This window comes from Saccharothrix sp. DSM 118769, from assembly GCF_052936295.1.
Genome location: NZ_CP193627.1, coordinates 9,574,903 through 9,601,743 on the forward strand (window position 1 = coordinate 9,574,903; position 26,841 = coordinate 9,601,743).

Below are 26,841 nucleotides of genomic sequence, written 5' to 3' on the forward strand. Positions count from 1 at the left end.
CAGCGGACGCCCGTGTCCCGGTTACCGTTCGTTAACCCCGGTCGCACGCGGCGGGGCGCGGCCGGTCGGGCGCAACCGCCCACGTAGGGGGTCGGCCGCGTGGATGGACTACCGACCATCGGGGCGACTGGGCTTTTCCACCCTGCGAAACCGCCGGCGCGCCGCCCCGGTCGGCCCACCCGTCGGCCCACCCCGTCAGCCGACCGGGTCCGCCGGGGCAGGGAGCCGTGACAGGATCGGGCCGTGGACCGTTCAGCACTGACCCGCACCGTTCGCGGGCTCTGGGACGACGACATCCTCCCGAGCCTGTCCGCCCTGGTCGCGATACCCGCGATCTCCCCCGCCTTCGACCCCGCGTGGGCGGCGCACGGCCACCTGGCCGCCGCCGTCGAGCACGTGCGCGCCTGGATCGCCGACCGCGACCTGCCGGGCGCCACCGCCGAGGTCGTCCAGCTGCCCGACCGCACGCCGCTGCTGCTGGTCGACGTGCCCGGCACGGGTGCGGCGTCCGACGACACCGTCCTGATGTACGGGCACCTGGACAAGCAGCCCCCGGTCGGCGGCTGGGCCGAGGGCCTCGGCCCGTGGACGCCGGTCGTGCGCGACGGCCGCCTGTACGGGCGCGGCGCGGCCGACGACGGCTACTCCGGGTACGCCGCGGTGGCCGCGATCGAGGCGGTGCGCGCGGCCGGCGGCGCGCACTCCCGGTGCGTCGTGCTGCTGGAGACGGGCGAGGAGTCGGGCAGCCCCGACCTGCCCGCCTACCTGGAGCACCTCGGGCCGCGGCTGGGCGACGTGTCGCTGGTCGTGTGCCTGGACTCGGGCGGCAACGACTACGAGCGCATGTGGCTGACCGCGTCCCTGCGCGGCCTCGTGCAGGTGACCGCCACGGTGCGCGTGCTGGAGGCCGGCCTGCACTCGGGCACCGGCAGCGGCGTCGTGCCCTCGTCGTTCCGGATCGCCCGGCGGCTGCTGGACCGGCTGGAGGACTCCGCCACCGGCGAGGTGCTGGTGCGCGAGATGCACGTGGACGTGCCGGAGCACCGGCTCGCCGAGGTGCGCGACGCGGTGGCCGCCGCGCCGGGCTCGCTCACCGGCCCCGTGGCGTGGGCGGGCGGCACCCGGCCGGTCGTCGAGGACGAGGTCGAGCTGGCGCTGAACGCGGGCTGGCGGCCCACGCTGTCGATCACCGGCGCGGACGGCCTGCCGTCGCCGGACGACGCGGGCAACGTGCTGCGGCCGTTCACGACCCTGGTGTTGAGCTTCCGGCTGCCGCCGACGGCCGACTCCGCCGCGGCCCTGGAGGCGGTGCGGCGGCTGCTGACCACCGACGTGCCGTACGGGGCGGTCGTCGAGCTGTCCCGCGTCGAGCACGCCACCGGCTGGGACGCGCCGGAGCTGGCGCCGTGGCTGCGCGCCACCCTCGACGGCGTCGGCGAGGAGGTCTTCGGCGCGCCGTGGCGGGCCGTGGCCCTGGGCGGCTCGATCCCGTTCATGGCGCTGCTGGCCGAGGCGTACCCGCGGGCGCAGTTCCTGGTCACGGGCGCGGTCGGGCCGGACTCGAACTGCCACGTGCCCGACGAGTGGCTGCACCTGGAGCAGGCGGCGCGGGTCACCGAGGCCGTGGCCGCGGTGCTCGACGCGCACGCCTCCCGCTAGAGCGCCACCAGCCGGTCGACCTCCGCGACCAGGGCGTCGCGGAGGTCGTCGTGCCGCGGGCCGAGCGCGTGCTCCGGGTCGGTCCACACCCCGGGCGGGTGGAGGTGGACGGGCCGGCCGACCAGTTCGGGTGGTTCCCACCCGTACCGGGCGCGCACGTGGGCGTGCAGGAACGGGTCGGTGTTGCCGAGGATCTCGATGTCCACCCGGCGGAACCGCTCGTCGCGGCGGGCGCACACCACCTCCACCGCCTCGGCGAGCAGCTCGACGTCGGCGAGGAAGCGCAGGCGCCGGGGCCGCGGCAGGTCCGTGAGCCGCCCGACCGACGGGTCGTCGGTGAGCAGGACGCAGCAGCCGGGCGGGAACTGGACGTCGCCGAGGGCGGCGAAGCCCGCGTGGAGCCGGCGCAGCACGGTCGGGTTCTCGCCGCGCAGCGCCGAGCCCACGGGGTCGTCCTGCCAGGTCACCTGTCCCACCTCCGGGTGATGTCGTCGAGCAGGCCGATACCGGCTTCGGGGTTCGTGTCGCAGTACCGGCGGGCGCGGGCGAGCTCGTCGAAGTCCACGGCCTGCATCCTGGCCCCGTCCAGGTCGTCGGTGAAGATCTTGACAGCGGTGGAGAGGAACGCGGCGCGCGCGGCCACCGCGTCGCGGAGCCGCCCGACCTGCTCGGACGTGCCCGGGTACGCCGACAGGACGCGGTCGCGGTAGGCGTCGAGGTCGTCGGGTCGGGTACCGGGGTGCTCGTCGAGGAGCCGCAGCAGCCCGGTGGCCCCGGCGCGGTCGTCCACCACCGCCAGGGCGTCGGCCGCGACCTGGCGGACACCGATCAGCTCGTCCGTGGCGAACGCGCGCACGACCTCGCTCAGCAGGCTGCCCCGTCGTTCGCGCCCCTGCTCCACGACGGCGCGGGCGGTGCGGACGAGCTGCCGGGCGAGGCCGCCGGAGAACACGTGGGCCAAGGCCTGGAACTGCGCGGACAGTCCCAGGACGTAGCGCTGGAGCAGCTTCTGGGCGTAGGCGAGGTCCAGGTAGTCGACCCGGACGACCTCGTCGAACGAGCTGTCGAAGACGCTGCGCAGGCCGATGCCGGACAGCTCGAAGTCGTGCTGGGCCTCCGTGGAGACAGAGACCAGGTAGTGGCAGCCGGGCACGTCGAAGACGGCCTTGATCTCGTTGAGGAAGCGCCGGGCGGGCTCGCCGGTACCGATGCGGTCCAGCTCGTCGATCGCAATGATCACCCGACCGGGGGCCGCGCCACTCTCGGCGGACAGCGCGACGACGACCCGTGACAGGAAGTCCCGCAGCCCTTTCACGACCTCGGGGTGGGTGAGCGGACGGCCGGTCATCGTCCACGCCCGCTTGCCGGCCAGTTCGAGGCCCTTGAACCCACCCTTGCCGCTGACCTCGTTCGCGTAGGTGCGCACGTACGCGAGCAGGCTCAGATGCTCGCGCGCTGCCGACACCAGCGGATGGGGGAGCACGCGTCGCCGCCACCCGCGCCGCCCCGGCTTGGGCTGCCCGAACCTCGCCACCACCGCCTGGCACACCTCCGCGAACAGGTGCGCGGCGAACTCCTGGGACGCGTACTCGACCGGCGCGGACACCAGGACGGCCAGGTCCGGCGCCCGGCCGGATTCCTGATAGCGACCGCCGCAGAACGCCCGGAGCAGGTGGGTCTTGCCCGCGCCGCGTGGCCCGGCCACGGCGAAGCTGCCGCCGTCGAGCCCGGAGACCAACCGGGCCAGCCGCACGCCGGCCGGGGTGACGACGTGCATCCGCAGGGGGTTGGCGCGGGTCAGGGCGGACGTCTCGCGCACGGTGAGCACGGTCGAGTACGACGTCCGGGTCACCTCGTTGATCCGCGCGTAGAGGACGGGGAGCACACCGTCCTCCAGCAGGACCCCGGACCAGGACAGCAGGGCTTCGGCGCGGCGCTCGTCGGCCAGCGCGCGCCGCCTTGACGCCCTGAGCGCCGCCGGGAGGAATACCGCCGCGGACCAGGAGACAAGCAGGAGAACGAGGGCCGGCACCGCGGGGAGGCCGAGGAGCACGAAGACCGCCAGCACCAGGCCGAAGGACCCCAGCGCGCCGCCCCAGGAGAACTTCGCCATCATCGCGCCCACCACCGCGACCAGCGGCACGGCGACCAACCCGACCATCGTCGGCAGCAACGCCCACGGCGGCAGCCCGGGAACCCCCGGCAGCCCCACCGCCGACGCCGTCCAGGCGAACAGCAGCACGCCCGTCGGTGTGACCGACACCGCCTTGAGGAGGCCGACCGGCAACGGCGTCCGCTGCGCCGCCGACCACCCGTACTGCTCCTCCTGGGTGGCGGCCGCCGCGAAGAGGACCGGCCCGGCGTCGGCCACCTCGTCCCGCAGGTCCTGCTCGGTCAGCTCGCCCGCCGCGAGGACCCGCCGCACCTCGGGCAGGTCGAACGCCTGTTCCAGCACCCGCTCCAGCACCGCCTCGCGATGGGCCGGCCGATCGCCCCACCGGGGTAAGTCGTCCACGGAGAGTGAGCATGACATGTCTTTGCAAGACCTTTCAGGGCTGTGACCTAACCCGCGAGTAACCGCTTTACTGGATCGATGCCGCACACTGGCCGAGTGAACGAGCACAGCCGGCAAGCCGAGAGAGCGCGTCTGGCGGAGTCCGACTCGCCGACCGCACCGTGGCGCCTGTGGGGCCCCTACCTGGCCGGACGCCAGTGGGGAACCGTTCGCGAGGACTACTCGGCGGGCGGTGACGCGTGGACGTCGTTCCCGTTCGACCACGCGCGCTCGCGGGCCTACCGCTGGGGCGAGGACGGCATCGCGGGCATCTGCGACGTCCACGGCTTCCTGAACCTCGGCGTCGCCCTGTGGAACGGGCGCGACCCGATCCTGAAGGAGCGGTACTTCGGCCTGACCAACAACGAGGGCAACCACGGCGAGGACGTCAAGGAGCACTGGTGGGTGACCGACGGCACCCCCACGCACTCGTGGATGCAGGTCGTCTACCGCTACCCCCAGGCCGAGTTCCCCTACGCCGAGCTGCGGGAGAGCGCCCGGACCGCGGGCCGCAACGAGCGCGAGCCCGAGCTGTCGGACACCGGCGCCCTCGACGGGAACCGGTTCTTCGACGTGACCGTGAGCTACGCGAAGGCGAGCCCGACGGACGTGTGCGTCGAGTTGACCGCCACCAACCACGGGCCGGACCCGGCGCCGCTGCACCTGCTCCCCCAGCTGTGGTTCCGCAACACCTGGGCGTGGGGCCGGGACGAGCGCAAGCCGTCGCTGGTCGCCCGCACGAACGACGGCTGGCGCCGCGTCACCGCCGAGCACGGCGCGCTGGGCCGCTACACGCTGCACGTCGAGGGCACGCCGACGCTGCTGGTCACCGACAACGAGACCAACGAGGTCGAGCTGTTCGGCACCGAGCGCAACCCGTCCCCGTACACCAAGGACGGCGTCGACCGGTACGTCATCGGGCGCGACCCGCGCGCGTGCCGCGTGGTGGGCCCGGACGAGGCGAGCGAGCCGGGCACGAAGGTGGCGGCCTGGTACTCGTTCGACCCGGTGGAGCCGGGCGAGTCGGTGACCGTGCGGCTGCGGCTGGTGGAGGGCGACGGGCACCTCGACGCGTTCGGCCCGAGCTTCGAGGACACCGTGCGGCAGCGGCGCTGGGAGGCCGACGAGTTCCACGCCACCGACCTCGACCCGAGGCGGGCCGCCGTGGTGCGGCGGGCGCTGGCCGGCCTGATGTGGACCAAGCAGCACTACCGCTTCCGCACCCGGGAGTGGCTGGACGGCGACCCGGCGCAGCCCGCCGCGCCCAAGTCGCGGACCACGCCGCACGCGCGCAACGCGCACTGGCGGCACTTCGACGTGGCCGACGTGATCTCCATGCCGGACGAGTGGGAGTACCCGTGGTTCGCCGCGTGGGACCTCGCGTTCCAGGCGGTGCCGTTCGCGCGGGTCGACCCGGCGTTCGCCAAGGAGCAGCTGCTCCTGCTGTGCCGCGAGTGGCTGATGCACCCCAACGGCCAGCTCCCGGCGTACGAGTGGGAGTTCGGCGACGTGAACCCGCCGGTGCACGCGTGGGCGGCGCTCCAGGTGTACCGGTCGGAGGAGGTGCCGGACCGCAGGTTCCTGGCGAAGATCTTCCACAAGCTGCTGCTGAACTTCTCCTGGTGGGTGAACCGCAAGGACGCCGACGGCAGCTACCTGTTCGAGGGCGGCTTCCTCGGCATGGACAACATCGGCCCGGTGAACCGGTCGGAGCCGATGCTCGGCCAGTGGCGGCTGGAGCAGTCCGACGCGACGTCGTGGATGGCGGCCTACAGCCTGCACCTGATGCAGATCGCGCTGGAGCTGGCGCGGCACGACGACGCGTACGAGGACGTGGCCACGAAGTTCGTGGAGCACTTCCTGAGCATCGCGGACGCCTCGACGCAGTTCGGCTCGGGCGGGCGCGGGATCTGGGACGAGAAGGACGGCTTCTGCTACGACGCGGTGACGCGGCGGCTGCCGGACGGCTCGACGGAGTCCAAGCCGGTGCGGGTGCGGTCGATGGTCGGCCTGATCCCGGTGCTGGCGTGCGCGACGCTGGAGCCGTGGGTGTTCGCGGAGCTGCCGGACTTCACCCGGCGGCTGGAGCACCTGCTGGCCAAGCGGCCGGAGCTGGAGCCGTTCGTGAGCAGGCGCGGCGACCGGGCGCTGCTGAGCCTGCTGGACGAGCGCAAGCTGCGGCTGGTGCTGACCCGGATGCTCGACGAGGGCGAGTTCCTCTCCCCGCACGGCATCCGCAGCCTGTCCGCGGCGCACCGCGAGGGCCTGGAGGTGCAGGTCGCGGACCAGGAGCACCGGATGGGCTACGAGCCGGGCGAGTCGCGCACGCCGATGTTCGGCGGCAACTCGAACTGGCGCGGCCCGGTGTGGTTCCCGACGAACGCGCTGCTCGTGGAGGCCCTGCGGACCGTCGAGGAGTTCCACGACGGTTCGTTCCACGTGGAACTTCCGACCCGCTCGACGCGGCACGTGACGGCCGGCCAGGCGGCGGACGAGCTGGTCAGGCGGCTGGTGTCGCTGTTCCTGCCCGACCACGACGGCCGCCGGCCCGCGGACGGCAAGCGGATCGAGTCGACCGACTCGCCGCTGTGGCGGGACCACGTCACGTTCAGCGAGTACTTCGACGGCGACACGGGCGAGGGCCTCGGCGCGACGCACCAGACGGGCTGGACCGCGCTGGTCGCGTCCCTGATGACGGATCGTCGCCAGTCGGGCGCACCCGGTGCACCTATTGTGTGATGTAACCCAAACAGCCGAACATTTTGCGGCCATCCGTCACCCGTGACACAGGAATGCTGCGTGCGAAAGGTCTGTAACACGCACGTGCTGTCCACCGTGTCACCCAAGTGGCAGTATGCCGAACACTCGACCGACACAGTTACGAGGAGTGACGCCGTGGCCCGTCGTACCAGGCACGCTGCGCTCGCCCTGTTCCCCGTGCTCGCCTTGGCGGCCACGATGACGGCGTGCGCGACCAAGGTCAACACCGGCACGACCGATTCCGGTTCCGGTATCACCCTGGTCCAGAGCGGCAAGCTGGTCACCTGCACCCACCTGTCCTACAAGCCCTTCCAGTTCTCCGAGGGCGACAAGACGGTGGGCTTCGACGTCGACCTGGTGGACCTGGTGGCGAAGGAGCTGAACGCCACCCAGGAGATCTTCGACACCCCGTTCGAGACCATCACCTCCGGCGAGGTCTTCAACACCGGCAAGTGCGACCTCGCCGCCGCGGGCATGACGATCAACGACGCCCGCAAGGAGGCCATCGACTTCTCCGAGCCGTACTTCGACGCCTCGCAGGCGCTGCTGGTCAAGAAGGACTCCGGCATCACCGGCCTGGAGGGCCTCAACGGCAAGAAGATCGGCGTGCAGCTGGAGACCACCGGCGAGGAGTACGCCAACGAGAACGCGGCGAAGTTCGGCTACACCGTCGTCCAGTTCGAGGACCTGCCGCTGATGGAGACCGCCGTGCGCACCGGCGCGGTGGACGCGGCCATCAACGACAACGGCGTGCTCTACGACTACGCCAAGGAGTTCCCGGACACCGAGGTGACCAAGGAGTTCGAGACCGGTGAGCAGTACGGCATCGGGCTGAAGAAGGGCAACACCGCCCTCAAGGCCAAGGTCGACGAGGTCATCAAGAAGGCCAAGGACAGCGGCAAGTACGACGAGATCTACGAGAAGTGGTTCGGCAAGAAGCCGGAAGCGAAGTAACCGGCTCGTCGGCGGGGCCGGTGCTCACGAAGCACCGGCCCCGCGCCTTGTCCACCCCACCCACGAGGTAACCCACACATGGCACTCTCCAAGCGACAGCGCGCCAAGGCGTTCCGCGGGGCCCAGTACGCGCTGCTGGTCGTGGTCGCCGTCGTCCTCGCGCTGGTCGCCGACTGGGGCGAGATCCAGCGCAGCTTCTTCAACCTCGACATCGCCGCGTCGATGTTCCCCAGCGTCATCACGGTGGCGCTGAAGAACACGCTCGTCTACACGGCGCTCGGCTTCGCGTTCGGCCTGGCCCTCGGCCTCGTGCTGGCGCTGATGAAGCTGTCGCCGGTCCCGCCCTACCGGTGGATCGCCACCATCTACATCGAGTTCTTCCGCGGCGTCCCGGCCCTGCTGGTGTTCATCGCGCTGAGCTTCGGCGTGCCGCTCGCGTTCGGCCTCCAGTTCGACATCTACTCCACGGTCATGCTCGCGCTCGGCATCGTCGGCGCCGCGTACATGGCCGAGACGATCCGCGCGGGCATCCAGGCCGTGCCGAAGGGCCAGATCGAGGCGGCCCGCTCGCTGGGCATGTCCCAGGGCCGCACGCTCGCCACGGTCGTCATCCCGCAGGCGTTCCGGATCATCCTGCCGCCGCTGACCAACGAGCTGATCCTGCTCACCAAGGACTCGTCGCTGATCTACATCATCGGCCTGGCCCGCGAGCAGTACGAGCTGACCAAGTTCGGCCGCGAGACGCTCAGCCGGTCGCCGTCGCTGACCCCGATCCTGGTGGTCGGCCTGTGCTACCTGCTGATCACGCTGCCGCTGGGCTACCTGTCGCGGTACCTGGAGCGGCGCACGGGCGGCAAGAAGATCAGCACGCCGGAGTCGACCGGGTTGGGGGTGTCCTCGTGAGCGAGGCGGCAGTCGAGGCGGTCGCGGTGGACAGCGGTCCCGCGGTCGAGATCACCGGGCTGAAGAAGTCGTTCGGTTCGCTGGAGGTGCTCAAGGGCATCGACGCGCGGGTCGAGCGCGGCGACGTGGTGTGCGTCATCGGCCCGTCCGGTTCGGGCAAGTCCACGCTGCTGCGCTGCGTGAACCTGCTGGAGGAGCCGACGGCGGGGAAGATCGTCGTCAACGGCGTCGAGCTGACCGACCCGGACGTGGACATCGACGCCGCGCGCACCCGCATCGGCATGGTGTTCCAGGGCTTCAACCTGTTCTCGCACCTCAACGTGCTGAACAACCTGGTGGTCGCGCAGCGCAAGGTGCTCAAGCGGGACCAGAAGACGGCGCAGGAGGTCGCGCTGCGCAACCTGGAGCGCGTCGGGCTGAGCGAGAAGGTCAACGCGATGCCGGCCCAGCTGTCCGGTGGCCAGCAGCAGCGCGTGGCGATCGCGCGGGCGCTGTCGATGGACCCGGACGTGATGCTGTTCGACGAGCCGACCTCGGCGCTGGACCCCGAGCTGGTGGGCGACGTGCTGGGCGTGATGCGGCAGCTCGCCGACGAGGGCATGACGATGCTCGTGGTGACGCACGAGATGCAGTTCGCGCGCGAGGTGGCGGACCGGGTGCTGTTCATGGACGGCGGGTACGTCGTCGAGGAGGGCCCGGCCGAGCAGGTCATCGGGGCGCCGCAGCACGAGCGCACGCAGTCGTTCCTGGCGCGCGTGCTCGACCCGACGCACCAGGGACCTTCCGCGTAGTTCTCCGTTTCCTTGCGCGGGAGCGCCGGGAACCCGCATTGTCGATCACATGGCAGAGGTGGGGGCGCGGGGGCTGGACGTGTTCGACCCCAGCCCGCCGCGCTCCGCCCGCACGGCCGCGGCCGACGTGCTGCGCGGCGTCGGGGTCGGGGTCGGCGAGGCGGACGGGGCGTGGCGGTTACCGCGGCGGCGGGCGGGCGTGCCGCCGGTGGTGCGGGTGGCGGACCGGTTCGTGACCGGGGTGCTGGACCTGCGGGCGGTCGAGTTCCCGTACGTGCTGGAGTTCGTGCGCTGCCGGTTCGAGCAGCCGCCGGACCTGCGCCAGGGCAAGCTGGCCGGGATCGAGTTCGCGGGCTGCTGGCTGCCCGGGCTGCTGGGCCGCAACCTGTCCAGCGGCAACGAGATCTCCCTGGCCGGCAGCACCGTCGAGGGCCTGGTCGACCTGGTGGACGCCGACATCGCCGGCTCCCTGTCGTTGCAGGACGCCTCCCTCATCGCCCCCGGCAGCCCAGTTCCCGGCGGCCCAGCGCCGGGCAGCCCAGTTCCCGGCAGCCCAGCGTCGGGCGGCTCAGCCCACGGCGGCCCGACACAGGGCAGCTCGGCGTCGGGCAGCTCGGCGTCGGGCGGCCCAGCGCCGGGCGGCCTCGCCTTCCACGCCGACCGGCTCAAGCTCGCCGGCGGTCTGCTGGGCCAGCGCGCGCACGTCACCGGCGAGCTGCGGATGGCGAGCGCCCACGTCGGCGGCTACTGCAACTTCACCGGAGGATCGTTCAACAATCCTCTGGGTCACGCATTCAACGGCACCGGCCTGCACATCGGCGGGAATTTGTTGTTGAACAATTCTACGATCCTCGGCACGGTGCTGCTCGCCGGGGCGCGGGTCGACTCTGCGCTGACCATGCGCGGGGCGGCGGTGGCGGAGGGCCGGGCGGACGACGACGCGCTCGACCCGCACGCCGACCCGAACGCGACGCTGGTGTTCGACCGGCTCACCGTGGACGGCGACGTGCAGCTCGACCGCGGTTTCCGCAGCACCGGCACCGTGCGCATGGTCAACGCGGCGCTCGGCGGCACGCTGTCGCTGTCCGGCGGGGCGTTCGACGCGGGCGGCCCCGAGCTGGACGAGCCCACCGGCTACGGCCGCGCCCTGCACGGCAACGCCGAACCCACCGGCCACGGCCGCGCCCTGCACCTGGACGGCGCGCGGGTCGGCGGCGACGTCATCGGCCGCCAGGCCCGCGTGCGCGGGCAGCTGCGCATGGTCGACATCCAGGTCAAGGGCAGCCTCATCCTCGACGGTTCCGCGCTGGACAACCCGCGCGCCGACGCCGTGCTCGGCAACCGCTCCCACGTGGGCAGCAACCTCGCCGCCCGCGAGGTCGAGGTGACCGGCGGCCTGGAGCTGCGCGGCGTGCGCGTCGGCGCGAACCTCGACCTGCGCGGCAGCCGCATCACCAAACCGGGCCGCTACCGGCACCAGCCCGCCGGCAAGCCGTCGCTCGACGTGGGCGGCGCGGTGATCGGCCGCGACCTGATCTGCGCGCGCGGCGCCAAGGAGTTCGTCGCGCACGGCGGCGTGCGGGCGCGGCGGGCGCAGGTGGGGCGGATGGCGACGTTCGACGGGGCGGTGCTCGGCGACAAGCTGGACTCGCACCCGTTGAACCTGCTCGGGATGCAGGTCCAGGAGCTGACCCTGACCCCGATCACCGCGCCGCGCGGCGACGTGACGCTGCGGCAGGTGCGCTGCACGTCGCTCGACGACAACGAGAACTTCTGGGCCGCGACCGGCTGGATCGACCTGGAGGAGTTCCGCTACGACTCGCTGCGCCACCCGATCGACCTGCGCGACGACGAGGAGGTGGAGCGGCGGCTGCGCTGGCTGCGGCAGGCGATGCGGCGCACCTACCGGCCGGGGCCGTACGACCAGTTCGCCGAGATGCTGCGGGCGGGCGGCAACGACGAGCACGCGGCGGCGGTGCTGGTGGAGAAGCAGCGGCTGCGGTACCGGGCCGTCGCCGAGGGCCGCCGCCTGCTCGGCCCGCTGGTGCTGCTGTGGAGCTGGTTGCAGCGCTCGATGGTCGGCTACGGCTACCGGCCCGCGCGGGCCCTGGGCTGGCTGGTCGTGACGTGGCTGCTGGGCAGCCTGTGGTTCGCGGCCGGGCCGGAGCTGGCGGAGATCAACGAGCAGGACCACCTGCCGTGGAACCCGTGGCTGTTCACCATCGACCTGGTGGTGCCGATCGTCGACTTCGGCAACAAGAACCGCTGGCAGACGCCGGGCGCGTCGCAGTGGATCGCGTCGGGGCTGATCGTCGTGGGGTGGGTGCTGGCGACCACGGTGGCGGCGGGCCTGACCCGGATGCTCAAGCGCTGAGCGCCGTCCGGGACCGCGCCGGTCGTGACCTAACCTGATCGGGTGACGGACCTGGTGCTGGCACTGGACGTGGGCGGCACCAAGGTGGCCGGCGCGCTGGTGGAACGGGGTGGCGCGGTGCGCCGCGCGGTGCGGGCGGGGACACCGCTCGGGGACGCCGAGGAGACGTTCGGCGCGGTCGCGGCGGTGGTGGACGAGGTGCTGGCCGGCGAGGCGGTGGCGGCGGTCGGGGTCGCGTGCGCCGGGCCGGTGGACGCGGCGGCCGGGACGGTGAGCCCCATCAACGTGCCGGGGTGGCGCGGGTTCCCGCTGCGGGACCGGGTGGCCGGACTGGTGCCGGGGGTGCCGGTCGACCTGGCGGGCGACGGGGCGTGCATGGCGCTCGGCGAGCACTGGCTGGGCGCGGGCCGGGGCAGCGCGTTCATGGTGGGGCTGGTGGTCAGCACCGGCGTCGGCGGCGGGCTGGTGCTCGGCGGGCGGCCGTTCGGCGGGCGCACGGGCAACGCCGGGCACGTGGGGCACGTCGTGGTCGAGCCGGACGGGGAGCCGTGCACGTGCGGCGGGCGCGGGTGCGCGGAGACGGTGGCCGGCGGGCCGCGGATGGTGGCGTGGGCGCGGCAGCGCGGGTGGCAGGCGCCCGACGACGCGGACGCCGCGCTGCTCGCGGCGGCGGCGCAGGCCGGCGAGGAGCTGCCGCGGGCCGCGTTCGAGCGGGCCGGGCGGGCCGTCGGGATGGCGATCGCGGCCACGGCGGCCGTGGTGGACCTGGACCTGGCCGTGGTCGGCGGCGGTGTGGCGCAGGCGGGCGAGCTGCTGTTCGACCCGATCCGCCGCACCGTCGCCGACCACTGCGGACTGTCCTACCTGGACGGTCTGCGGGTCGAGCCCGCCCGGCTGGGTGGCCGGGCGGGGCTCGTGGGGGCCGCGGCCCTCGCGCTCGGGATCAGTGGACGGCGATCGCCTTGACGCGGGGGTTGTCCTCGTCGACGTGGTAGTCGTCGCCGCTGGTCTCGTCGGTGCCGCCGGACCAGCGGGCCTTGCGGGCGATCAGCGTCACGACCACCGCGACCAGCAGGTTCGCCACGACGGCGAGCGCGCCGACGTAGATCTGCACGGCGGACCCGGCGAACGGGTGCCAGCCGAACAGCGACAGGTTGCCCAGCGGCAGCGCGGAACCGGCGAAGTGCGCCTTGCCGATGGCCGGGTTGCCGATGCCGTAGAGCAGCCACATGCCCCAGCCCATGCCGACCACCCAGCCGGCGATCAGGCCGTACAGGTGGAACCAGCGGGTGTAGAGCGCGATGGCCACGGCGGGCAGCGTCTGGAGGATCATGACGCCGCCGATGAGCTGGAGGTCGATGGAGAACTGCGGGTCGACGAACACGATGAACGCGACCGCGCCGAACTTCACCACCAGCGACGCGAGCTTGGCCTGCTTGGCCTCCTGCGCGGGGGTGGCGCCCTTCTTCAGGTACTCCTTGTAGATGTTGCGGGTCCACAGGTTCGCCGCCGCGATCGACATGATCGCCGCGGGCACCAGGGCGCCGATGGCGATGGCCGCGTAGGCCACGCCCGCGAACCACGCCGGGAACTCCTGGCCGAACAGCACCGGGACGATGGTGTTCGTGTCCGGGCGGCCGGTCGCCTGGTTGGTGATCGGCTTGGCGCCCGCCGAGATGGCCACGAAGCCGAGCATCGCGAGCAGGCCGAGCAGCAGCGAGTACGCGGGCAGCGCCACCATGTTCCGCTTGATCACGTTGCGGCCGCGCGAGGCGAGGATGCCGGTCAGCGAGTGCGGGTACAGGAACAGCGCCAGCGCCGAGCCGAGCGCCAGCGTGGCGTACTGGAGCTGGTTGTTGGCGGTGAGCAGGACGCCGTCGGTCTTCGCGGGCGTCGCGTCGAACTTGGCCTGCGCGGTGTCGAAGATCGCGCCCCAGCCGCCGAACTTGCTCGGCAGGTAGATCACCGCGACCAGGATCACGATGTAGATCAGCGTGTCCTTGACGAACGCGATGAGCGCCGGTGCCCGCAGGCCCGACTGGTAGGTGTAGAGCGCGAGGATGACGAACGCGATGAACAGCGGCAGGTGGCCGAGGATGCCGGAGCCGTTGAGGCCCATCGTGCGCAGCACGGCCTCCAGGCCGACGAGCTGGAGCGCGATGTACGGCATCGTGGCGATGATGCCGGTGACGGCGATGATCAGCGCGAGCCAGTGCGAGCCGTAGCGCCCGCGCACGAAGTCGGCGGGCGTCACGTAGCCGTGCACGCGGGACACCGACCACATCCGCACCAGCGGCAGGAACACGATCGGGTACAGCACGACCGTGTAAGGCAGGGCGTAGAAGCCCAGCGCGCCCGCGCCGAACACCAGCGCCGGCACCGCGACGAACGTGTACGCGGTGTAGAGGTCACCGCCGACCAGGAACCAGGTGATCCAGGAGCCGAACTTCCGACCGCCCAGGCCCCACTCGTCGAGGTGTTCGAGGGTGTCGCCGGCCTTCCACTTCGCCGCGACGAAGCCCAGCACGGTCACCAGCAGGAACAGCAGGCTGAAGACGACCAACTCGGTCCACTGCACGGTTACTTGCCCCCCTCGTCCAGGTCGTCCACACCGAGCCGGTCGGGCTTGCCGGTGACGACGGGCTCGTCCTTCGTCTTCACGTAGACCAGGCCGACGCACAGCACGCCGACCGGGACCCAGGCGAACTGGTACCAGTAGAAGAACGGAAGCCCGAGCACCCTGGGCCCGTCGGTGTTGAACCACGACGTGACGAGCATGAACAACGGGATCAGCAGCAGCAGGTTCCAGTTGCTCCAGCGGAGGCTGGATTGTCGAGCTGACGGCATTGTGCGCCCTCCGTACGGCCCTGGTGGCGGGGTGTCGCGCGATGCTAGGCCGGGAGGACGAGCGTCGTCACCATGTCGAGCGCATTACCCCTCGGTGACGTAGCTGGATCGTGACCGAGGGGTGATCATTCGATGATGATCATCCCGCTCGGGTCACCCGCTTGGGCCACCTGCCCGGGCTACCCCGCCCGGGTCACTCGCCGCGGAGTCCCGCCACCAGGTGCTGCTCGGCGCGCTCGAAGTAGGTGAGGAGGGTGGCCTCGGCCTCCGGGACGTCGCGCTCCACGTCGAGCTGGGCGACGAGCATCTCGTGCAGCGGCAGGTAGTCGCGGTGGAACTCCTCCGGGTCGCCCATGATGTGGAAGGCGAGGCGGAGCTCGGCGAGCAGGCGCTTGATCTCGGCGTCGAGGCGGGCGCTGCCGGCGAGGGCGGTGACGGCCTGGTGGAACCTGATGTTCGCGGTGCCGACGCCGGTCCAGTCGCCCGCGAAGGCGTGCTTCTTGCCGAGGGCGACGGCGTCGCGGACCGCCTGCCTGGCCTCTTCCGGGGCCTTGGTCCACTGGCGGAGGGCGCCGCACTCGATGACCTTGCGGGCGGCGTAGAGGTCGACGATGTCGGCTTCGTCGGGACGGCGGACGAACACGCCCTTGCTGTACTCGTGGACGAGCAGCCGTTCGTGGGTGAGCAGGCGGAACGCCTCGCGCAGCGTGTTGCGGGAGACGCGGAGGGCGTCGCCGAGCGCCTTCTCGTTGAGCTGCTGGCCGGGCCTGATGTCGCCGTCGAGCACGCTGGAGCGCAATTTGTCCGCGACCCGCTCCGCGGTGCTGGAGCGGTCGATGTCCCCGCGGTCCTTGGCCAGTGCGCCCAGCCAGTCGTCTGCGTCGACGGTCGTCATGTTGAACAACCCTACTCCTCAACGAGTCAAATGAAGTATTGAAGGATCGTTCAACAATCCTATGATGAACTTTCGGCGGGAAGGGGCGGCCCGATGGACCTGAACTCGGACCTGAACTCGGACCTGGACTCGGACCTGGGCGAGGGCTTCGACCCCTGGCGGCCCGGCCGGGCGAATGCCTGACCGCCGACAGCCCGGCCGGATCGGGTGTTGGCCGCGGGCAGTGGTCTGGCTTGGGGGTGGCGGCTGGCCGCTGGTGGGCCGGTTCCGGGTGGGGCTTGATCGCCGCTGTTTCCGGGAGTTCCGCCCTGGAGGGCCGCGTCCTTGTCCGTGAAGGCCGGGGTCCGATGTACGGGTTCCGCGTTCGCCCCGACTCCGGAAGCATCGTCGCGTGATCAGACGACTCCGTGCAGTGATCCCACTGACCTTCGGGCTGGCGTTCGGGCTGACCCTCGCACCGGCTTTACCCGCCGTCGCACAGGCGCAGGCGCAGGCGCAGGCAGCGGCTGCTTGTTTCAACGAGAGCGCTCCCATCACCGTCGAGGAGGGGCGCCTGGTCGACCGGTTGACGCCCGAGGGCCCTCCGGTGGGGCCTGAACTGGTGCGGCTCGCGGGCTTCGAGGACGACGTCACCTCCTTCACCACCCGGCTGTGCGCGACCGGGACGCGGAGCCGGGCCCAGCAGCTCGCCTCCTCCGCGGGCACGGAGCTGTGGCGGGCCGCCGTCCGCCGGGCGCAGTCCGCGCAGGCGTGGGACTCCTACGACGACCGCCCGCTCTACTGGGCCCGCCTCCTGGGGACCCGCGCGCTCCGACAGTGGGCGCCCCGGTTCACGTTGTCCACGAGCGACCGGGCACGGCTGGTCCAGGCGTTCGACCTGGCCTCGCGCGGCGTGTCCGACGTCGCGTTCGGCGACGGCGCCAAGCGGGTCGCGGTGACCGGCTTCGACCCGTTCCAGCTGAGCGGCACCTCGGTGCGGCGCAGCAACCCGTCCGGCGCGGCCGCCCTGCGGCTCGACGGGAGGGTCGTCGACACCCCGCAGGGGCGCGTTGTTTTCCAGGCGGCGGTGTTGCCCGTGCTGTGGGGAACTTTTGACGAGGGGATTGTTGAACGATTCTACGATGGGGCGATGCGGGCGGGGGCGCAGAGCCTCGTCACGGTCAGCCAGGGTCGTCCCGGGCAGTTCGACGTGGAGCGGTGGGCCGGGCGGTGGCGCGGCGGGTTCTGGGACAACAACGACGTGTCGGCGGTCGGCCCGGCCCCGGACGCGGCGGGCCTGCCGCAACCCGCGGTCGAGTTCATCGAGACGACGCTGCCGCACGAGCGGATGACCGGCGCGGGCACGACCCCGTTCCCGGTGCTGTTCAACCGGTCGTTCTGCGAGTGGCCCGTCGGCACGTTCCCCGGCACCGGCACGCCCGACTGCCGCTCCGACGAACCGACCCCCGGCGCGGCGGCGGCCCAGGGCAGCGGCGGCGACTACCTGTCCAACGAGTCGATGTACCGGGCCAACCGGCTCCGCCTCGGCCTGGGCGCCACCACCGTCGCGGGCGGCCACCTGCACACCCCGGTCCTCGGCCAGCCCGTCGACCCGGCCGCGCTCACCGACGCGGCCTTCGAGCGCGACCGACGCGCCATCGCCGACCAGGTGGTCGCGCTGGTGTCGGTAACCTGATCGACGTGAGGCGCTGGCGGGCGGCGGTCGCGGCACTGGTCGCGCTGTCGCTCGCCGCCTGCACGGTCCACGTGGAGGGCGTGCCGGACGCCCAGGTGGTCCGCCCCTCGATCACGCCGACCCCCGACGAGCTGCCGAAACCCGGCCAGTGCACGAACACCGGCGTCGAGGTCGTGGACTGCGCGCAGCGGCACGACGCGGAGGTCACCGAGGTCGGGCAACTGCCCGAGCTGGGCTCGGCGTACCCGGCCGACCGCGACCTGCGCCGCGCCGTCCTGCCGCCCTGCCGCGCCGCCCTCGCCGCCTACCTGGGCAGCGCCGACCACGACGCCACCCGCCTCCAGGCGCACGCGTTCTGGCCGAGCCGCGACGGCTGGGCGCGCGGCGACCGGTGGCGCGCGTGCGCGGTGGTGGAGGTGGAGCCGGACGGGTCGCGGGCACAGCGCACGGGCAGCGCGAAGGACCTCCTGAAGGCCGCCGGGTTCAGCACGGTGCAGCTGTGCGCGGCGGCGTCGCCGGGCGTGGACCGGGACGCCGCGATCACGGGCTGCGACCAGCCGCACAAGGCCGAGGCGGTGCCCGGCGTGCTGTCCCTGGGCGCGCCCGGCGACCCCGCGCCCTCACCCGAGCAGGTGAACGCGAGGGCGGCGGAGCACTGCGCGCGGGCCGTCCGGAGCTACGTGGGCGCGGATCGCCCGGACGTGTTCGCCTCGTGGCGGGCGTTCGGCAGCCAGGCGTGGTCGGAGGGCTTCACGTCCGCGGTCTGCTACGCCGAGGCGACCCGCGCCTTCACCGGCCGCCTGTGGGGCCTGGGCGCGAACCCGCTGCCGGCCTGACGGCGGGCATCCGCCCTCACCGCGATTCGTCACGGGAGCCGTCACCAGCCGACCCACAGGCTGTGCACAGCTTCATCCACAACCTGTGGACAACTACCTCCGGCGGAACGCCAGGACGATCAGCAGGACCCCGGCGAAGATCGGCGCGCCGGTGCCGAACACGGCCCTGAGCACGGGCAAGAAGGTGACCTCGCCCAGTTCGTGCAGCACCGAGCCGGTTAGCGCGAGCACGCCGGCGGTGAGGGGCGCGGCTGGGGACAGCCTCCCCAGGCACACCAGACCCACCAGGAGGCCCCCGAGCCCCAGCGCCACCAGGCCGCGCGACCGCACCTCGTCGAACTGGTCGATCCCGTAGCCCCAGGCGAAGACCGCGACGAGCGCCGCGAAGGCACCGAGGACGACCCCGCCCACGTGCCACCACGCTGGTACCCGCTTCCGCGCCGGGCCAAACCGACCGTCAGCCGGGTGGTGGCGGACAGTCCCCCGGACGGGTCCCCTGTCGGGTTCCCGGGCGGGTCGAGGCTCCGGGTCGCGGGGGCCGTCGTAGTGCAGTCCACCGAGGAAGTCGTCCTGCTGGGTCACCCTTCCTTGGTACGCCCGGACGCGCCGGTAATCACGCTGGGCAACCAAAAAGAGACCCCGGTGGGCGCCGTTGGCCACCGGGGTCCCGTACCGGGCACCCCGTCCGGGGAGCCCACGCCAGGTGCTCAGCCGAGCCGCTGCTTCAGCGCCTCCAGCTCGTCGCGCAGCGAGGTCGGCACCTTCTCGCCGATCTTCGCGAACCACTCCTCGATCATCGGGATCTCGGCGCGCCACTCGTCGGCGTCGAACGCCAGCGACGCCTCGACGTCCTCGCGCGGCGCGTCCAGGCCGTCGAGGTCCAGCTCGGCGGCGGTCGGCACGTGGCCGATCGGGGTCTCCACGGCGGCGGCCCTGCCCTCCAGCCGCTCGACGGCCCACTTCAGCACGCGCGAGTTCTCGCCGAACCCGGGCCACAGGAAGCGCTTGTCCTCGCCGCGGCGGAACCAGTTGACGTAGAAGATCTTCGGCAGCTTGTCCGCGTCGGCCGACTTGCCGGTGTCGATCCAGTGCTGGAAGTAGTCACCGGCGTGGTAGCCGATGAACGGCAGCATCGCCATCGGGTCGCGGCGCACGACGCCGGTCTTGCCGACGGCCGCCGCGGTGGTCTCGCTGGACAGCGTCGCGCCCATGAACACGCCGTGCTGCCAGTCGCGCGACTCGGTGATCAGCGGGATCGTGGTGGCCCGGCGACCGCCGAAGAAGATCGCCGAGATCGGCACGCCCTTCGGGTCGTCCCACTCGGGCGCCTTGATGTCGCACTGGTCGATCGGCGTGCAGTAGCGGGAGTTCGGGTGCGACGACAGCTCCTCGCCGCCCGGCGTCCAGTCCTGCTTCTTCCACGAGGTCAGGTGGGCCGGGGGCTCGCCCATGCCCTCCCACCACACGTCGCCGTCGTCGGTCAGCGCGACGTTCGTGAACAGCGAGTTCCCCTTCTCGATGGTGCGCATCGCGTTGGGGTTGGTGTGGTAGTCGGTGCCGGGGGCGACGCCGAAGAAGCCGTTCTCCGGGTTGACCGCGTACAGCCGGCCGTCCTCGCCGAAGCGCATCCAGGCGATGTCGTCGCCCAGGGTCTCGACCTTCCAGCCCGGGATGGTCGGCTCCAGCATCGCCAGGTTGGTCTTGCCGCAGGCGCTGGGGAACGCCGCCGCGACGTAGTACGCCTTCCCCTCCGGCGAGGTGAGCTTGAGGATCAGCATGTGCTCGGCGAGCCAGCCCTCGTCGCGCGCCATCACCGAGGCGATGCGCAGCGAGTAGCACTTCTTGCCCAGCAGCGCGTTGCCGCCGTAGCCCGAGCCGAACGACCAGATCGTCCGCTCCTCGGGGAACTGGGTGATGTACTTGGTCTCGTTGCACGGCCAGGGGACGTCCTCCTGGCCCGGCTCCAGCGGCGCGCCGATCGAGTGCAGCGCCTTGACGAACTCGGCGTCGTCGCCAAATCGGTTCAGGGCCTTCGTGCCCATGCGGGTCATGATGTGCATGGAGACGACGACGTACTCGGAGTCGGTGATCTCCACGCCCAGCATCGGCTTCTCGGCGTCCAGCGGGCCCATGCAGAACGGGATGACGTACATCGTCCGACCGCGCATGCACCCGCGGTACAGCTCGGTCATCGTCGCCTTCATCTCGGCGGGGTCCATCCAGTTGTTCGTGGGACCGGCGTCGGCCGGGTCCGCGGAACAGATGAACGTGCGCTCCTCCACGCGGGCCACGTCGGTGGGGTCGCTCGCCGCCCAGAACGAGTTGGGCTTCTTCTTCAGCGGGACGAACGTGCCCGCGTCCACGAGCTTGGCGGTCAGGCGGTTCCACTCGTCCTGGGAACCGTCGGCCCAGACGACCTCGTCGGGGCAGGTCAGCTCGGCGACCTCGTGCACCCAGGCGAGCAGGTGCGGGTGGTCGGTGGGTGCCTGGTCGAGACCGGGAATGGTCACTGCCGTCATCTCGTCTCGTCTCCTAGCTGAGCGCCAGCCCACGGTGGACGCCGGTGTCCGGGTGGGACGTCCTCGGGAATGGCTCCGCCCGCCCGGTGGAGGGCGTGCCGATTAAGGGGATAGACGGAGGCTAGCCGGGTTAATCCCCGGTAACGCGCATCTGACCTGTCGGCTGCCTCACAAAACCGATCCTGGAATCGATTCAGCACCCGATCACTCTAAAACCGGGCTGTGACCCGCGCTTTAGTCCGCAGAATGCAAGAGCACCCGGGTGCGTCGATCACCACACGACCGGGTGACCAGCTCGTTACGTCGTGAGAGCGCTCTCATGTTCACGTACAAGAATTGCCGCGCCGATAAGTCCGAATTTCTCGAAGGATTCAGGAACGGGCCGGACAACTGTGCCCGCCGCGCTTTCCGTTGCGCCGCAAGGGAAGTACCGGCCGGGTCGGGCGCGCCGGGCGGGCGGTCACCGGTCCAGCCGCTTGTAGTACCGGACCTGCGGGAACGGGGTGGACCCCGCCTTCTCGCAGGTGGCGCGGGCGGCGGCGTGGCCCGGGTCGCCGCCGGTGCCGACGACCGCGAGGACCACCCCGGCGGCGCGCAGCCGTTCGGTGGCGTGGTCGGTCAGGGCGGTGCCGATGCCCCGGCGCTGGTGCTCCGGGTCCACGGCCGGCGTGTGGATCTCGCCGTCGGAGACGCGCACGCCGACGAACCCGACGGCGCGGAAGGAGGCGAACACGGGGCCCAGGCGCGGAGCGAGAACTCCACGACGGTGGGGACGTCGTCGGCCGTGAGCGGTCGGATCAGCACCGGCGCGCCACCCCGGTCAGTTCGGGCTGATCCACTGCCCGGTCACGGAGTCGATGCGCACGACGCCCGACACGGTGACCTTCCGCTCCACCGGCTCCGCGTCCGCCGCCCACACCTCGTCGCTGTCCGGCGCGTACTTGCCGTCCTCGCCGATGCGGCCGTGCTCGACCTGGGTCCACTCGTCCTCGCCGGTGTGCCGGGAGACGGTGACCTCGCCGTCCTGGGTGATCTCGGTGGCGATGTCGGCGTCGCCGTCGCCGTCGGCGTCGGTGAACAGCCAGGTGTCGCCCTGCTCGTCGCGCACGACCGCCGTGTCGGCCCGGCCGTCGCCGTCCGTGTCCTCGGTGGCGGGGCCGACCTCCTGCACGCCGCCGTCCTCGACGTCGACGGTCATCGACCTGCCGTCGTTGCTGTTGGTCCGCTGGTCGTGGTCGTCCGACGGGTCGACGGCGACCCAGTCGCCGGACCCCTCGTCGAACGTCGCCCGCGAGGTCAGCTCGCCGTCGGCGTCGAAGGTGCTCATGAGGTCGGCGTCGCCGTCGCCGTCGGTGTCGCTGAACGCGAGGTGACCGCCGTCGTCGGTCTCCACGACCGCGCTCTCCTCGACCCCGTCCTCGTCGAGGTCGTAGTTCGCCTCGGCGGTGTACTCCTCGTCGCCGACCGTGACCTTCAGCTCGCCGTCGGTCGCGCCTGTCTCGTCGATGTACACCGTTCCCACCCTCCCGCGTCCTGTACCGGTAGGACTCACGTTATGCCCGTTCGGTTCCGATGGGGTAGTTCTCCGCACATCGGCCGACCGGGTGGTCACGCGCGGTCGCGCACGGCCCTGATCCGGGTCAGCAGCTCGTCGACCTTGGCCCGCCCGGCGGTCAGCTCGGCCAGCCGCCTCGTCACGGCCTGGAGCGCCTTCGCCCGCTCGCCGGCCTCCATGCGCAGCGCCCGGTCGACCTCGCGCAGCTCCCCCTCGATCGCGTCGACCCGCTTGCCCAGCGCGTCGTCCAGCGCGAGCGACAGCTGCTGCTCGGCCTCGATCAGCTGCTCGGCCACCAGCTGGTCCATCGTGGACCGTGCGTCGGCGATGGCGTCGGACAACCACTGCTTGAGGTGCTGCTTGTCGGCCGAGTGCTTGCGGGTGCGGGCCATCCACCAGCCCGCGCCCAGCCCGAGCACGAGCGTCACCGGCAGCACGACCGGGTTCAGCGCGGCCACGCCGAGGCCCGCCAGCGGCAGGGCCGCCAACCGCCCCGCGCCGATGCCACCGGACACGCCCATGAACACCAGCAGCTTGTCCTCGGCGGTCGGCGCGCGCTTCTCCGGTGGCCGCAGCACCACCGGCGGGGTCGCGCCGCGCGCGAACTGGCCCCGGATCACGGCCAGCTCCTCCGGGGAGAACAGGTCGGCCAGGGCGGCGTCGGCGACGCGCGCCAACCGCGTGCCCAGGCCCGCGCTGATCCGCCCGGACAGCAGCTGCAACGCGGTGTCGACCTCCTGCGGCAGCGCGGCCAGCCGGTCGCGGTCGGCCGCGTCGATGGCCGTGCGGAACCACGTCTGGAGGTCGCGGACCTGCCTGCTGACCTCGTGCGCGCCCTCCACCCGGGCCCGCTGCACCTCGCCGCGCAGCCGCACCTGCCAGCTGCGCGTGGACGACCGGCGCTGCGAGTTCAGCTCGTCGCGGCGGTCGCGCAGCGACTCCGCCTCCTCCTCGCCGGACGACAGCGCGCGCTTGTCCGCCTCGTTGCGGGCGATCAGCTCGTCGAGCACGGTGGCGAGCGCGCGCAGGCCGTTCGCCTCGCCGAGCATCGCGGCCCGGCCGACCACCAGCTCCTGCAACGCCGCCTGGAGCTCGCCGACGCCGGACCGCTCGCGCAGCATCGCCGCCGCGTCCGGGTTGGGCGCCTGGGCGGCCATCTCGAACATCCGCGACGACACCGGGTGGAACACCGCGCCGCGGAACCGGGGCGCGTGCTCGGCGAGCAGCGCCTGGTCGGCCTCCAGCACCTGCCGCCAGCCGCGGAACCGGTCGACCTTGGTCAGCGCGAACACGACGGTCTCGACGCGTTCCCCGACCGAGCGCAGGAAGTCCAGCTCGCCGCGGGTGAAGGGGGCGGACGCGTCGACCACGAACAGCAGCGCGGTGGCGTTCGCGGCGGCCTCGGCGGCCAGCTCGCCGTGCGCCGAGTCGAGCCCGCCGACGCCGGGCGTGTCGACCACCGACAGGCGCTCCAGCAGCGGGATCGGCGCGTCGACCTCCACGTACCGGGGCGGCAGCATCCCCTCGGGCAGGTCGTGCGCGGCGGACACCCAGTTGACCACCTCGGACCGGTCGAACTCCACCGGCGACATCGACCCGGCGTAGCAGGCGCGCGCCGACCACTCCGCGCCGTGCCGGAACACCAGGTACGTCGCGGTCGCCACCTCGGCGTCGACCGGTGACAGGTTCGGCGTCGCCAGCAGGGCGTTGACCAGGGACGACTTGCCGCGGTTGGTCTCGCCGACGACGACCACCGACGCCGGGCCGCTGCGCCGGGTCTCGACGAACGACGCCGCCGCGGGGTCGAGCGACCGCACCAGGGCGGTCAGCTTCTCCCTGGTCTGCCGCACCACCTGCGGGAGGGTCGTCATCGCGCCGTGTAGACGGTGACGACCGGGGCGCGCAGCGTCCGCCCGCGGTCGGCGAACCCGACCACCTCGGTCTCGGCGACGACGCCGTCCAGCGACGCGTCCCGCGTCGGCACGGTGCCGCCCGCCTCGTGCCGCGACGGGTCGAACCGCTCGCCGTCCGGGCGCAGGGCCGTCACACCGATGCCCGCCAGGCCCTCTTCGAGCCGTTCCACGACGCCGGAGCTGCGGGCGCGGTCCAGGGCGTACAGGCAGAGCTGGACCAGCGCGCGCCGTTCCGCCAGCGCCTGGTCCAGCAGCTCACCGGCGATGAGGGTTTCCACAGCGTCATCGGACGCCGGCGCGCCCCCCGCCGTTCCGTTCTCGCCCGGTCCGGTTCCCCCTGGTCCGGTCATCGCCGCCCCCGCAGTTGTTGCCACATCAGGAAGTACGCCCGGTGCACCACGTGCGCCACCCGGCTCTGCGCGGGCGTGGCGCCGAACGAGGCGAAGGACCGCCACCAGCCGGCCCGCTCCAGCGCGTACGCGATCAGCTCCTGGTGGGGCCGCCCGCGCAGGCCGAGCTGCTCGGCCAGGTCCGGCGAGCTGCCGAACCGCAGCACCTCCTCCACCAGGTCGTTCGGCATCGCCACGGCGCCGGACGCGACGAGCGTCAACGCCTCCAGCAGCCGCAGCTGGTGCGCCTCCGGCTTGGCCAGCAGCACCTCGATGGCGTCGTGCACGCGCTGCCGCTCGCCCGGGTCGCCCGAGGCGGCGGCCAGGGCGGTGACGGACGCCAGCGCGGCGGCGGCCTTGATGCCGTCGGCGCGCGACCGGAACACCGCGTTGAGCTTCGCGCGCACGCCGTGCAGGCCGGACGCGTCGAGCAGCGTGCGGCGCAGCGCCCCGGCGGTGATGCCCGGTTCGGCGTCGAGGGCTTCGAGGGCCTTGCCGATGCCGTACAGGTCGAGCTTCTCCAGCAGCCGGGCGCGGGTGCCGGCCGGCACGTCGCACTCCCAGGTGGTGAACAGGTCGGCCGAGATCAGCATGGTCTCGCGGGTGGCGTCGTCCAGCTCGGCGAGCCTGCGCAGCGCGTCGGCGTCGGCGGAGGTGAAGCCGCCCGTCTCGGTGGACTCGGCGACCAGGCCGATCACCGGCAGCACGTCCGCGACGCGGGGCTTGAGGGTGAGCGCCTGGCGCTCGGCGAGCAGCACGGCCGCCTTCCACGTGTCGCCGTCCGCGCCCTCGACGGTCTCCGGGGCGATCGTGTCGGCCTTGTTCAGCACGGCGATGGCGTTCACCGGGCCCGCCTCGCGGCTCGCGGTGGCGGCGGTGAACGCGGCCAGCGCCTGCTGGTCGTCCTGCCGCACGCCCTGCGTGACGACGTACAGCACGGCCTCCGCGCCGGCCACGGCGTTGCGCGACACCGGGTCCAGCTCGCCGCTCAGCAGCGCCTCGGTGCGGGCCACCGACGCGGCGTCGAGCGACCCGAGGCCCGGCGTGTCGATCACGGTCAGGTCGCGCAGCACCGCGTTGGTCAGGTACGCCTCGACGTGCGACACGCGCTCGACGTCCACGCCCAGGTCGGGCGGGATGGAGCCGTCCGCCTGGAACGGCAGCACCTGCTTGCGGCCGTCGGTGAACACGACCTCGACGCGGTCCACCGTGCCGTACTGGAAGCGGGTCACCAGCCGCGTGCACTCGCCCACGTCCGTCGGGGCGACCCGGCGACCGATGAGGGCGTTGACCAGCGTCGACTTGCCCGACTTGATCCGGCCGGCGACGGCGACCTGCAACGGCGCGGACAGCCTGCGCAGCACCTCGCGGAACCCGGCGGCGGTGGCCGGGGAGACCTGCGGCGCCAGGCCGGCGCAGAGGTTCGCGACCGCCGCCGAGAGCGGGCCGGCGAGCTGCTGGGCCTGGGCTGTCACGCCGGAATCGTGCCACGTGCGGGTGACGCCCGGTTTGTGAACGCCTCTTTCAGGGTATTTCCGGCGGCAACGAGGGAGGTCACGTCATGGAACAGGGCTATGCGGTGTTCCTGCTGCTCGGCGTGGTGCTGGTGCTGATCGACGGCCAGTTGATCTACCGCAGCGGCAAGGGCTACATGAACCGCGCGTACGGCGATCCCGAGGCGGCCAGGTCGATGACCCGCCTCGCCACCGTTCTCTTCCACCTGGTCGTGCTCGGCCTGCTGGCGCTCGTGTCGATGATCTCGGTCGACACCGGCGACCCGGTCAAGGACGTCGTGGTCAAGCTGGGCGTCGTGCTGCTGGTGCTGGCACTGGTGCACGCGGTGACCATGGTCATCCTGGGCCGCATCCGCGACCGGCAGCTCCAGCAGCAGCTGGCCGACGAGATGGCCGAGGACCACCGGCAGTTCGAGCAGGCGCACCGGGTCCCGGCGCAGAACCGGGCCGAGCCGCTGGCGTACCCGACGACCACGTCGGCCGCCGCGTCCGCGCCGACCGCGACCCCGGTGGACCCGCCCGCGGCCGGTGCACCCGTCGCCGGGCCCGCGTCGGTCCCGACCGCCGGGCAGCAGGTCGACCCGACGCAGGTCAAGACGATCCGATAAGCGTTGACCGGGTGGTCCGGCAGGTGTTGCCGGACCACCCGGCGGTCGTGCCGGCGGTCGCCGGCTCCTCCGGGCGGGTGCTCATCCGCCTGGAG

22 protein-coding genes are annotated in these 26,841 nt (G+C 72.3%); 10 read left to right on the forward strand and 12 right to left on the reverse strand.

Annotation, left to right across the window (positions count from 1 at the left end):
- Positions 1-243: 243 nt before the first annotated feature.
- The gene (locus ACRAKJ_RS41285) at positions 244-1,659 is read left to right on the forward strand and encodes a M20/M25/M40 family metallo-hydrolase (RefSeq protein ID WP_438926360.1); all 1,416 of its coding nucleotides are present in this window, start codon (positions 244-246) and stop codon (positions 1,657-1,659) included.
- On the opposite strand, the gene ACRAKJ_RS41290 is transcribed toward ACRAKJ_RS41285, so the two are convergent.
- Positions 1,656-2,126, reverse strand: a complete 471-nt coding sequence (locus ACRAKJ_RS41290) for a hypothetical protein (RefSeq protein WP_438926361.1) — start codon at positions 2,124-2,126, stop codon at positions 1,656-1,658. The two genes, ACRAKJ_RS41285 and ACRAKJ_RS41290, sit on opposite strands and share 4 nt — an antisense overlap.
- Complete coding sequence (locus ACRAKJ_RS41295) at positions 2,123-4,174, reverse strand: hypothetical protein (RefSeq protein ID WP_438926362.1); 2,052 nt, start codon at positions 4,172-4,174, stop codon at positions 2,123-2,125. Before ACRAKJ_RS41295 ends, ACRAKJ_RS41290 begins: the two co-directional genes overlap by 4 nt.
- A gap of 96 nt (positions 4,175-4,270) precedes the next feature.
- On the opposite strand from ACRAKJ_RS41295, the gene ACRAKJ_RS41300 reads away from it, so the two are divergent.
- The 6 genes from ACRAKJ_RS41300 (at position 4,271) to ACRAKJ_RS41325 (ending at position 12,961) form a co-directional block, all read left to right on the forward strand.
- Entirely contained in the window at positions 4,271-6,952 is a 2,682-nt protein-coding gene (locus ACRAKJ_RS41300; RefSeq protein ID WP_438926363.1) for an MGH1-like glycoside hydrolase domain-containing protein, read from the forward strand.
- Positions 6,953-7,108: 156 nt separating this feature from the next.
- Positions 7,109-7,927: a transporter substrate-binding domain-containing protein gene (locus ACRAKJ_RS41305; protein ID WP_438926364.1), complete on the forward strand. Its 819-nt coding sequence runs from the start codon at positions 7,109-7,111 to the stop codon at positions 7,925-7,927.
- Positions 7,928-8,005: 78 nt separating this feature from the next.
- Positions 8,006-8,830: an ABC transporter permease subunit gene (locus tag ACRAKJ_RS41310; RefSeq protein WP_438924886.1), complete on the forward strand. Its 825-nt coding sequence runs from the start codon at positions 8,006-8,008 to the stop codon at positions 8,828-8,830.
- Entirely contained in the window at positions 8,827-9,621 is a 795-nt protein-coding gene (locus ACRAKJ_RS41315) for an ATP-binding cassette domain-containing protein (RefSeq protein WP_438924884.1), read from the forward strand. The genes ACRAKJ_RS41310 and ACRAKJ_RS41315 overlap by 4 nt, the downstream gene beginning before the upstream one ends.
- Before the next feature lie 49 nt (positions 9,622-9,670).
- Positions 9,671-11,995, forward strand: coding sequence for a hypothetical protein (locus tag ACRAKJ_RS41320; RefSeq protein ID WP_438924883.1), 2,325 nt, complete (start codon positions 9,671-9,673; stop codon positions 11,993-11,995).
- A 42-nt stretch (positions 11,996-12,037) separates the two neighbouring features.
- The gene (locus ACRAKJ_RS41325; RefSeq protein ID WP_438924882.1) at positions 12,038-12,961 is read left to right on the forward strand and encodes an ROK family protein; all 924 of its coding nucleotides are present in this window, start codon (positions 12,038-12,040) and stop codon (positions 12,959-12,961) included.
- Here the strand turns inward: ACRAKJ_RS41325 and mctP are convergent.
- The 3 genes from mctP to ACRAKJ_RS41340 form a co-directional block, all read right to left on the reverse strand.
- Positions 12,939-14,573 carry a monocarboxylate uptake permease MctP gene (gene mctP, locus ACRAKJ_RS41330; RefSeq protein ID WP_438924881.1) on the reverse strand — a complete coding sequence of 545 codons (1,635 nt, stop codon included), beginning with the start codon at positions 14,571-14,573 and terminating at the stop codon, positions 12,939-12,941. The two genes, ACRAKJ_RS41325 and mctP, sit on opposite strands and share 23 nt — an antisense overlap.
- A gap of 2 nt (positions 14,574-14,575) precedes the next feature.
- Complete coding sequence (locus tag ACRAKJ_RS41335) at positions 14,576-14,842, reverse strand: DUF3311 domain-containing protein (RefSeq protein ID WP_438924880.1); 267 nt, start codon at positions 14,840-14,842, stop codon at positions 14,576-14,578.
- Between the two features lie 193 nt (positions 14,843-15,035).
- Complete coding sequence (locus ACRAKJ_RS41340; protein WP_438924879.1) at positions 15,036-15,737, reverse strand: GntR family transcriptional regulator; 702 nt, start codon at positions 15,735-15,737, stop codon at positions 15,036-15,038.
- A 412-nt stretch (positions 15,738-16,149) separates the two neighbouring features.
- Here ACRAKJ_RS41340 and ACRAKJ_RS41345 point away from each other — a divergent pair, with 412 nt between their 5' ends.
- Both ACRAKJ_RS41345 and ACRAKJ_RS41350 read left to right on the forward strand, forming a co-directional pair.
- Complete coding sequence (locus ACRAKJ_RS41345; protein WP_438924878.1) at positions 16,150-17,412, forward strand: hypothetical protein; 1,263 nt, start codon at positions 16,150-16,152, stop codon at positions 17,410-17,412.
- A gap of 5 nt (positions 17,413-17,417) precedes the next feature.
- Positions 17,418-18,248, forward strand: coding sequence for a septum formation family protein (locus ACRAKJ_RS41350; RefSeq protein ID WP_438924877.1), 831 nt, complete (start codon positions 17,418-17,420; stop codon positions 18,246-18,248).
- A gap of 93 nt (positions 18,249-18,341) precedes the next feature.
- Here the strand turns inward: ACRAKJ_RS41350 and ACRAKJ_RS41355 are convergent, their stop codons facing one another.
- The 7 genes from ACRAKJ_RS41355 to ACRAKJ_RS41385 all read right to left on the reverse strand — a co-directional run bounded on the left by ACRAKJ_RS41355 (position 18,342) and on the right by ACRAKJ_RS41385 (position 26,099).
- Positions 18,342-18,659: a hypothetical protein gene (locus tag ACRAKJ_RS41355; RefSeq protein WP_438924876.1), complete on the reverse strand. Its 318-nt coding sequence runs from the start codon at positions 18,657-18,659 to the stop codon at positions 18,342-18,344.
- Positions 18,660-18,955: 296 nt separating this feature from the next.
- Positions 18,956-20,767 carry a phosphoenolpyruvate carboxykinase (GTP) gene (locus ACRAKJ_RS41360; protein WP_438924875.1) on the reverse strand — a complete coding sequence of 604 codons (1,812 nt, stop codon included), beginning with the start codon at positions 20,765-20,767 and terminating at the stop codon, positions 18,956-18,958.
- Positions 20,768-21,227: 460 nt separating this feature from the next.
- The gene (locus tag ACRAKJ_RS41365; protein ID WP_438924874.1) at positions 21,228-21,500 is read right to left on the reverse strand and encodes a GNAT family N-acetyltransferase; all 273 of its coding nucleotides are present in this window, start codon (positions 21,498-21,500) and stop codon (positions 21,228-21,230) included.
- An 87-nt stretch (positions 21,501-21,587) separates the two neighbouring features.
- On the reverse strand, positions 21,588-22,280 hold the full coding sequence (locus tag ACRAKJ_RS41370; protein WP_438924873.1) for a DUF6802 family protein: 693 nt from the start codon (positions 22,278-22,280) through the stop codon (positions 21,588-21,590).
- A 95-nt stretch (positions 22,281-22,375) separates the two neighbouring features.
- Positions 22,376-24,193 (reverse strand): dynamin family protein, encoded by a 1,818-nt coding sequence (locus tag ACRAKJ_RS41375; protein ID WP_438924872.1) that lies wholly within the window; start codon positions 24,191-24,193, stop codon positions 22,376-22,378.
- Positions 24,190-24,609, reverse strand: coding sequence for a nucleotide exchange factor GrpE (gene grpE, locus ACRAKJ_RS41380; RefSeq protein ID WP_438924871.1), 420 nt, complete (start codon positions 24,607-24,609; stop codon positions 24,190-24,192). The genes ACRAKJ_RS41375 and grpE overlap by 4 nt, the downstream gene beginning before the upstream one ends.
- A complete protein-coding gene (locus tag ACRAKJ_RS41385; protein ID WP_438924870.1) occupies positions 24,582-26,099 on the reverse strand; it encodes a dynamin family protein in 1,518 nt (505 codons plus the stop codon). Before ACRAKJ_RS41385 ends, grpE begins: the two co-directional genes overlap by 28 nt.
- 86 nt (positions 26,100-26,185) lie before the next feature.
- Between ACRAKJ_RS41385 and ACRAKJ_RS41390 the strand changes: the two genes are divergently transcribed.
- Positions 26,186-26,746 (forward strand): hypothetical protein, encoded by a 561-nt coding sequence (locus ACRAKJ_RS41390; protein ID WP_438924869.1) that lies wholly within the window; start codon positions 26,186-26,188, stop codon positions 26,744-26,746.
- Positions 26,747-26,841 lie beyond the last annotated feature (95 nt).

Bases quoted from the DNA above. Each gene is read 5' to 3' on its own strand.
- ACRAKJ_RS41390 (WP_438924869.1), top strand. From the start codon at position 26,186: ATGGAACAGGGCTATGCGGTGTTCCTGCTGCTCGGCGTGGTGCTGGTG.
- ACRAKJ_RS41340 (WP_438924879.1), bottom strand. From the start codon at position 15,737: ATGACGACCGTCGACGCAGACGACTGGCTGGGCGCACTGGCCAAGGAC.
- ACRAKJ_RS41320 (WP_438924883.1), top strand. From the start codon at position 9,671: ATGGCAGAGGTGGGGGCGCGGGGGCTGGACGTGTTCGACCCCAGCCCG.
- ACRAKJ_RS41375 (WP_438924872.1), bottom strand. From the start codon at position 24,193: ATGACGACCCTCCCGCAGGTGGTGCGGCAGACCAGGGAGAAGCTGACC.
- ACRAKJ_RS41360 (WP_438924875.1), bottom strand. From the start codon at position 20,767: ATGACGGCAGTGACCATTCCCGGTCTCGACCAGGCACCCACCGACCAC.
- ACRAKJ_RS41335 (WP_438924880.1), bottom strand. From the start codon at position 14,842: ATGCCGTCAGCTCGACAATCCAGCCTCCGCTGGAGCAACTGGAACCTG.
- ACRAKJ_RS41310 (WP_438924886.1), top strand. From the start codon at position 8,006: ATGGCACTCTCCAAGCGACAGCGCGCCAAGGCGTTCCGCGGGGCCCAG.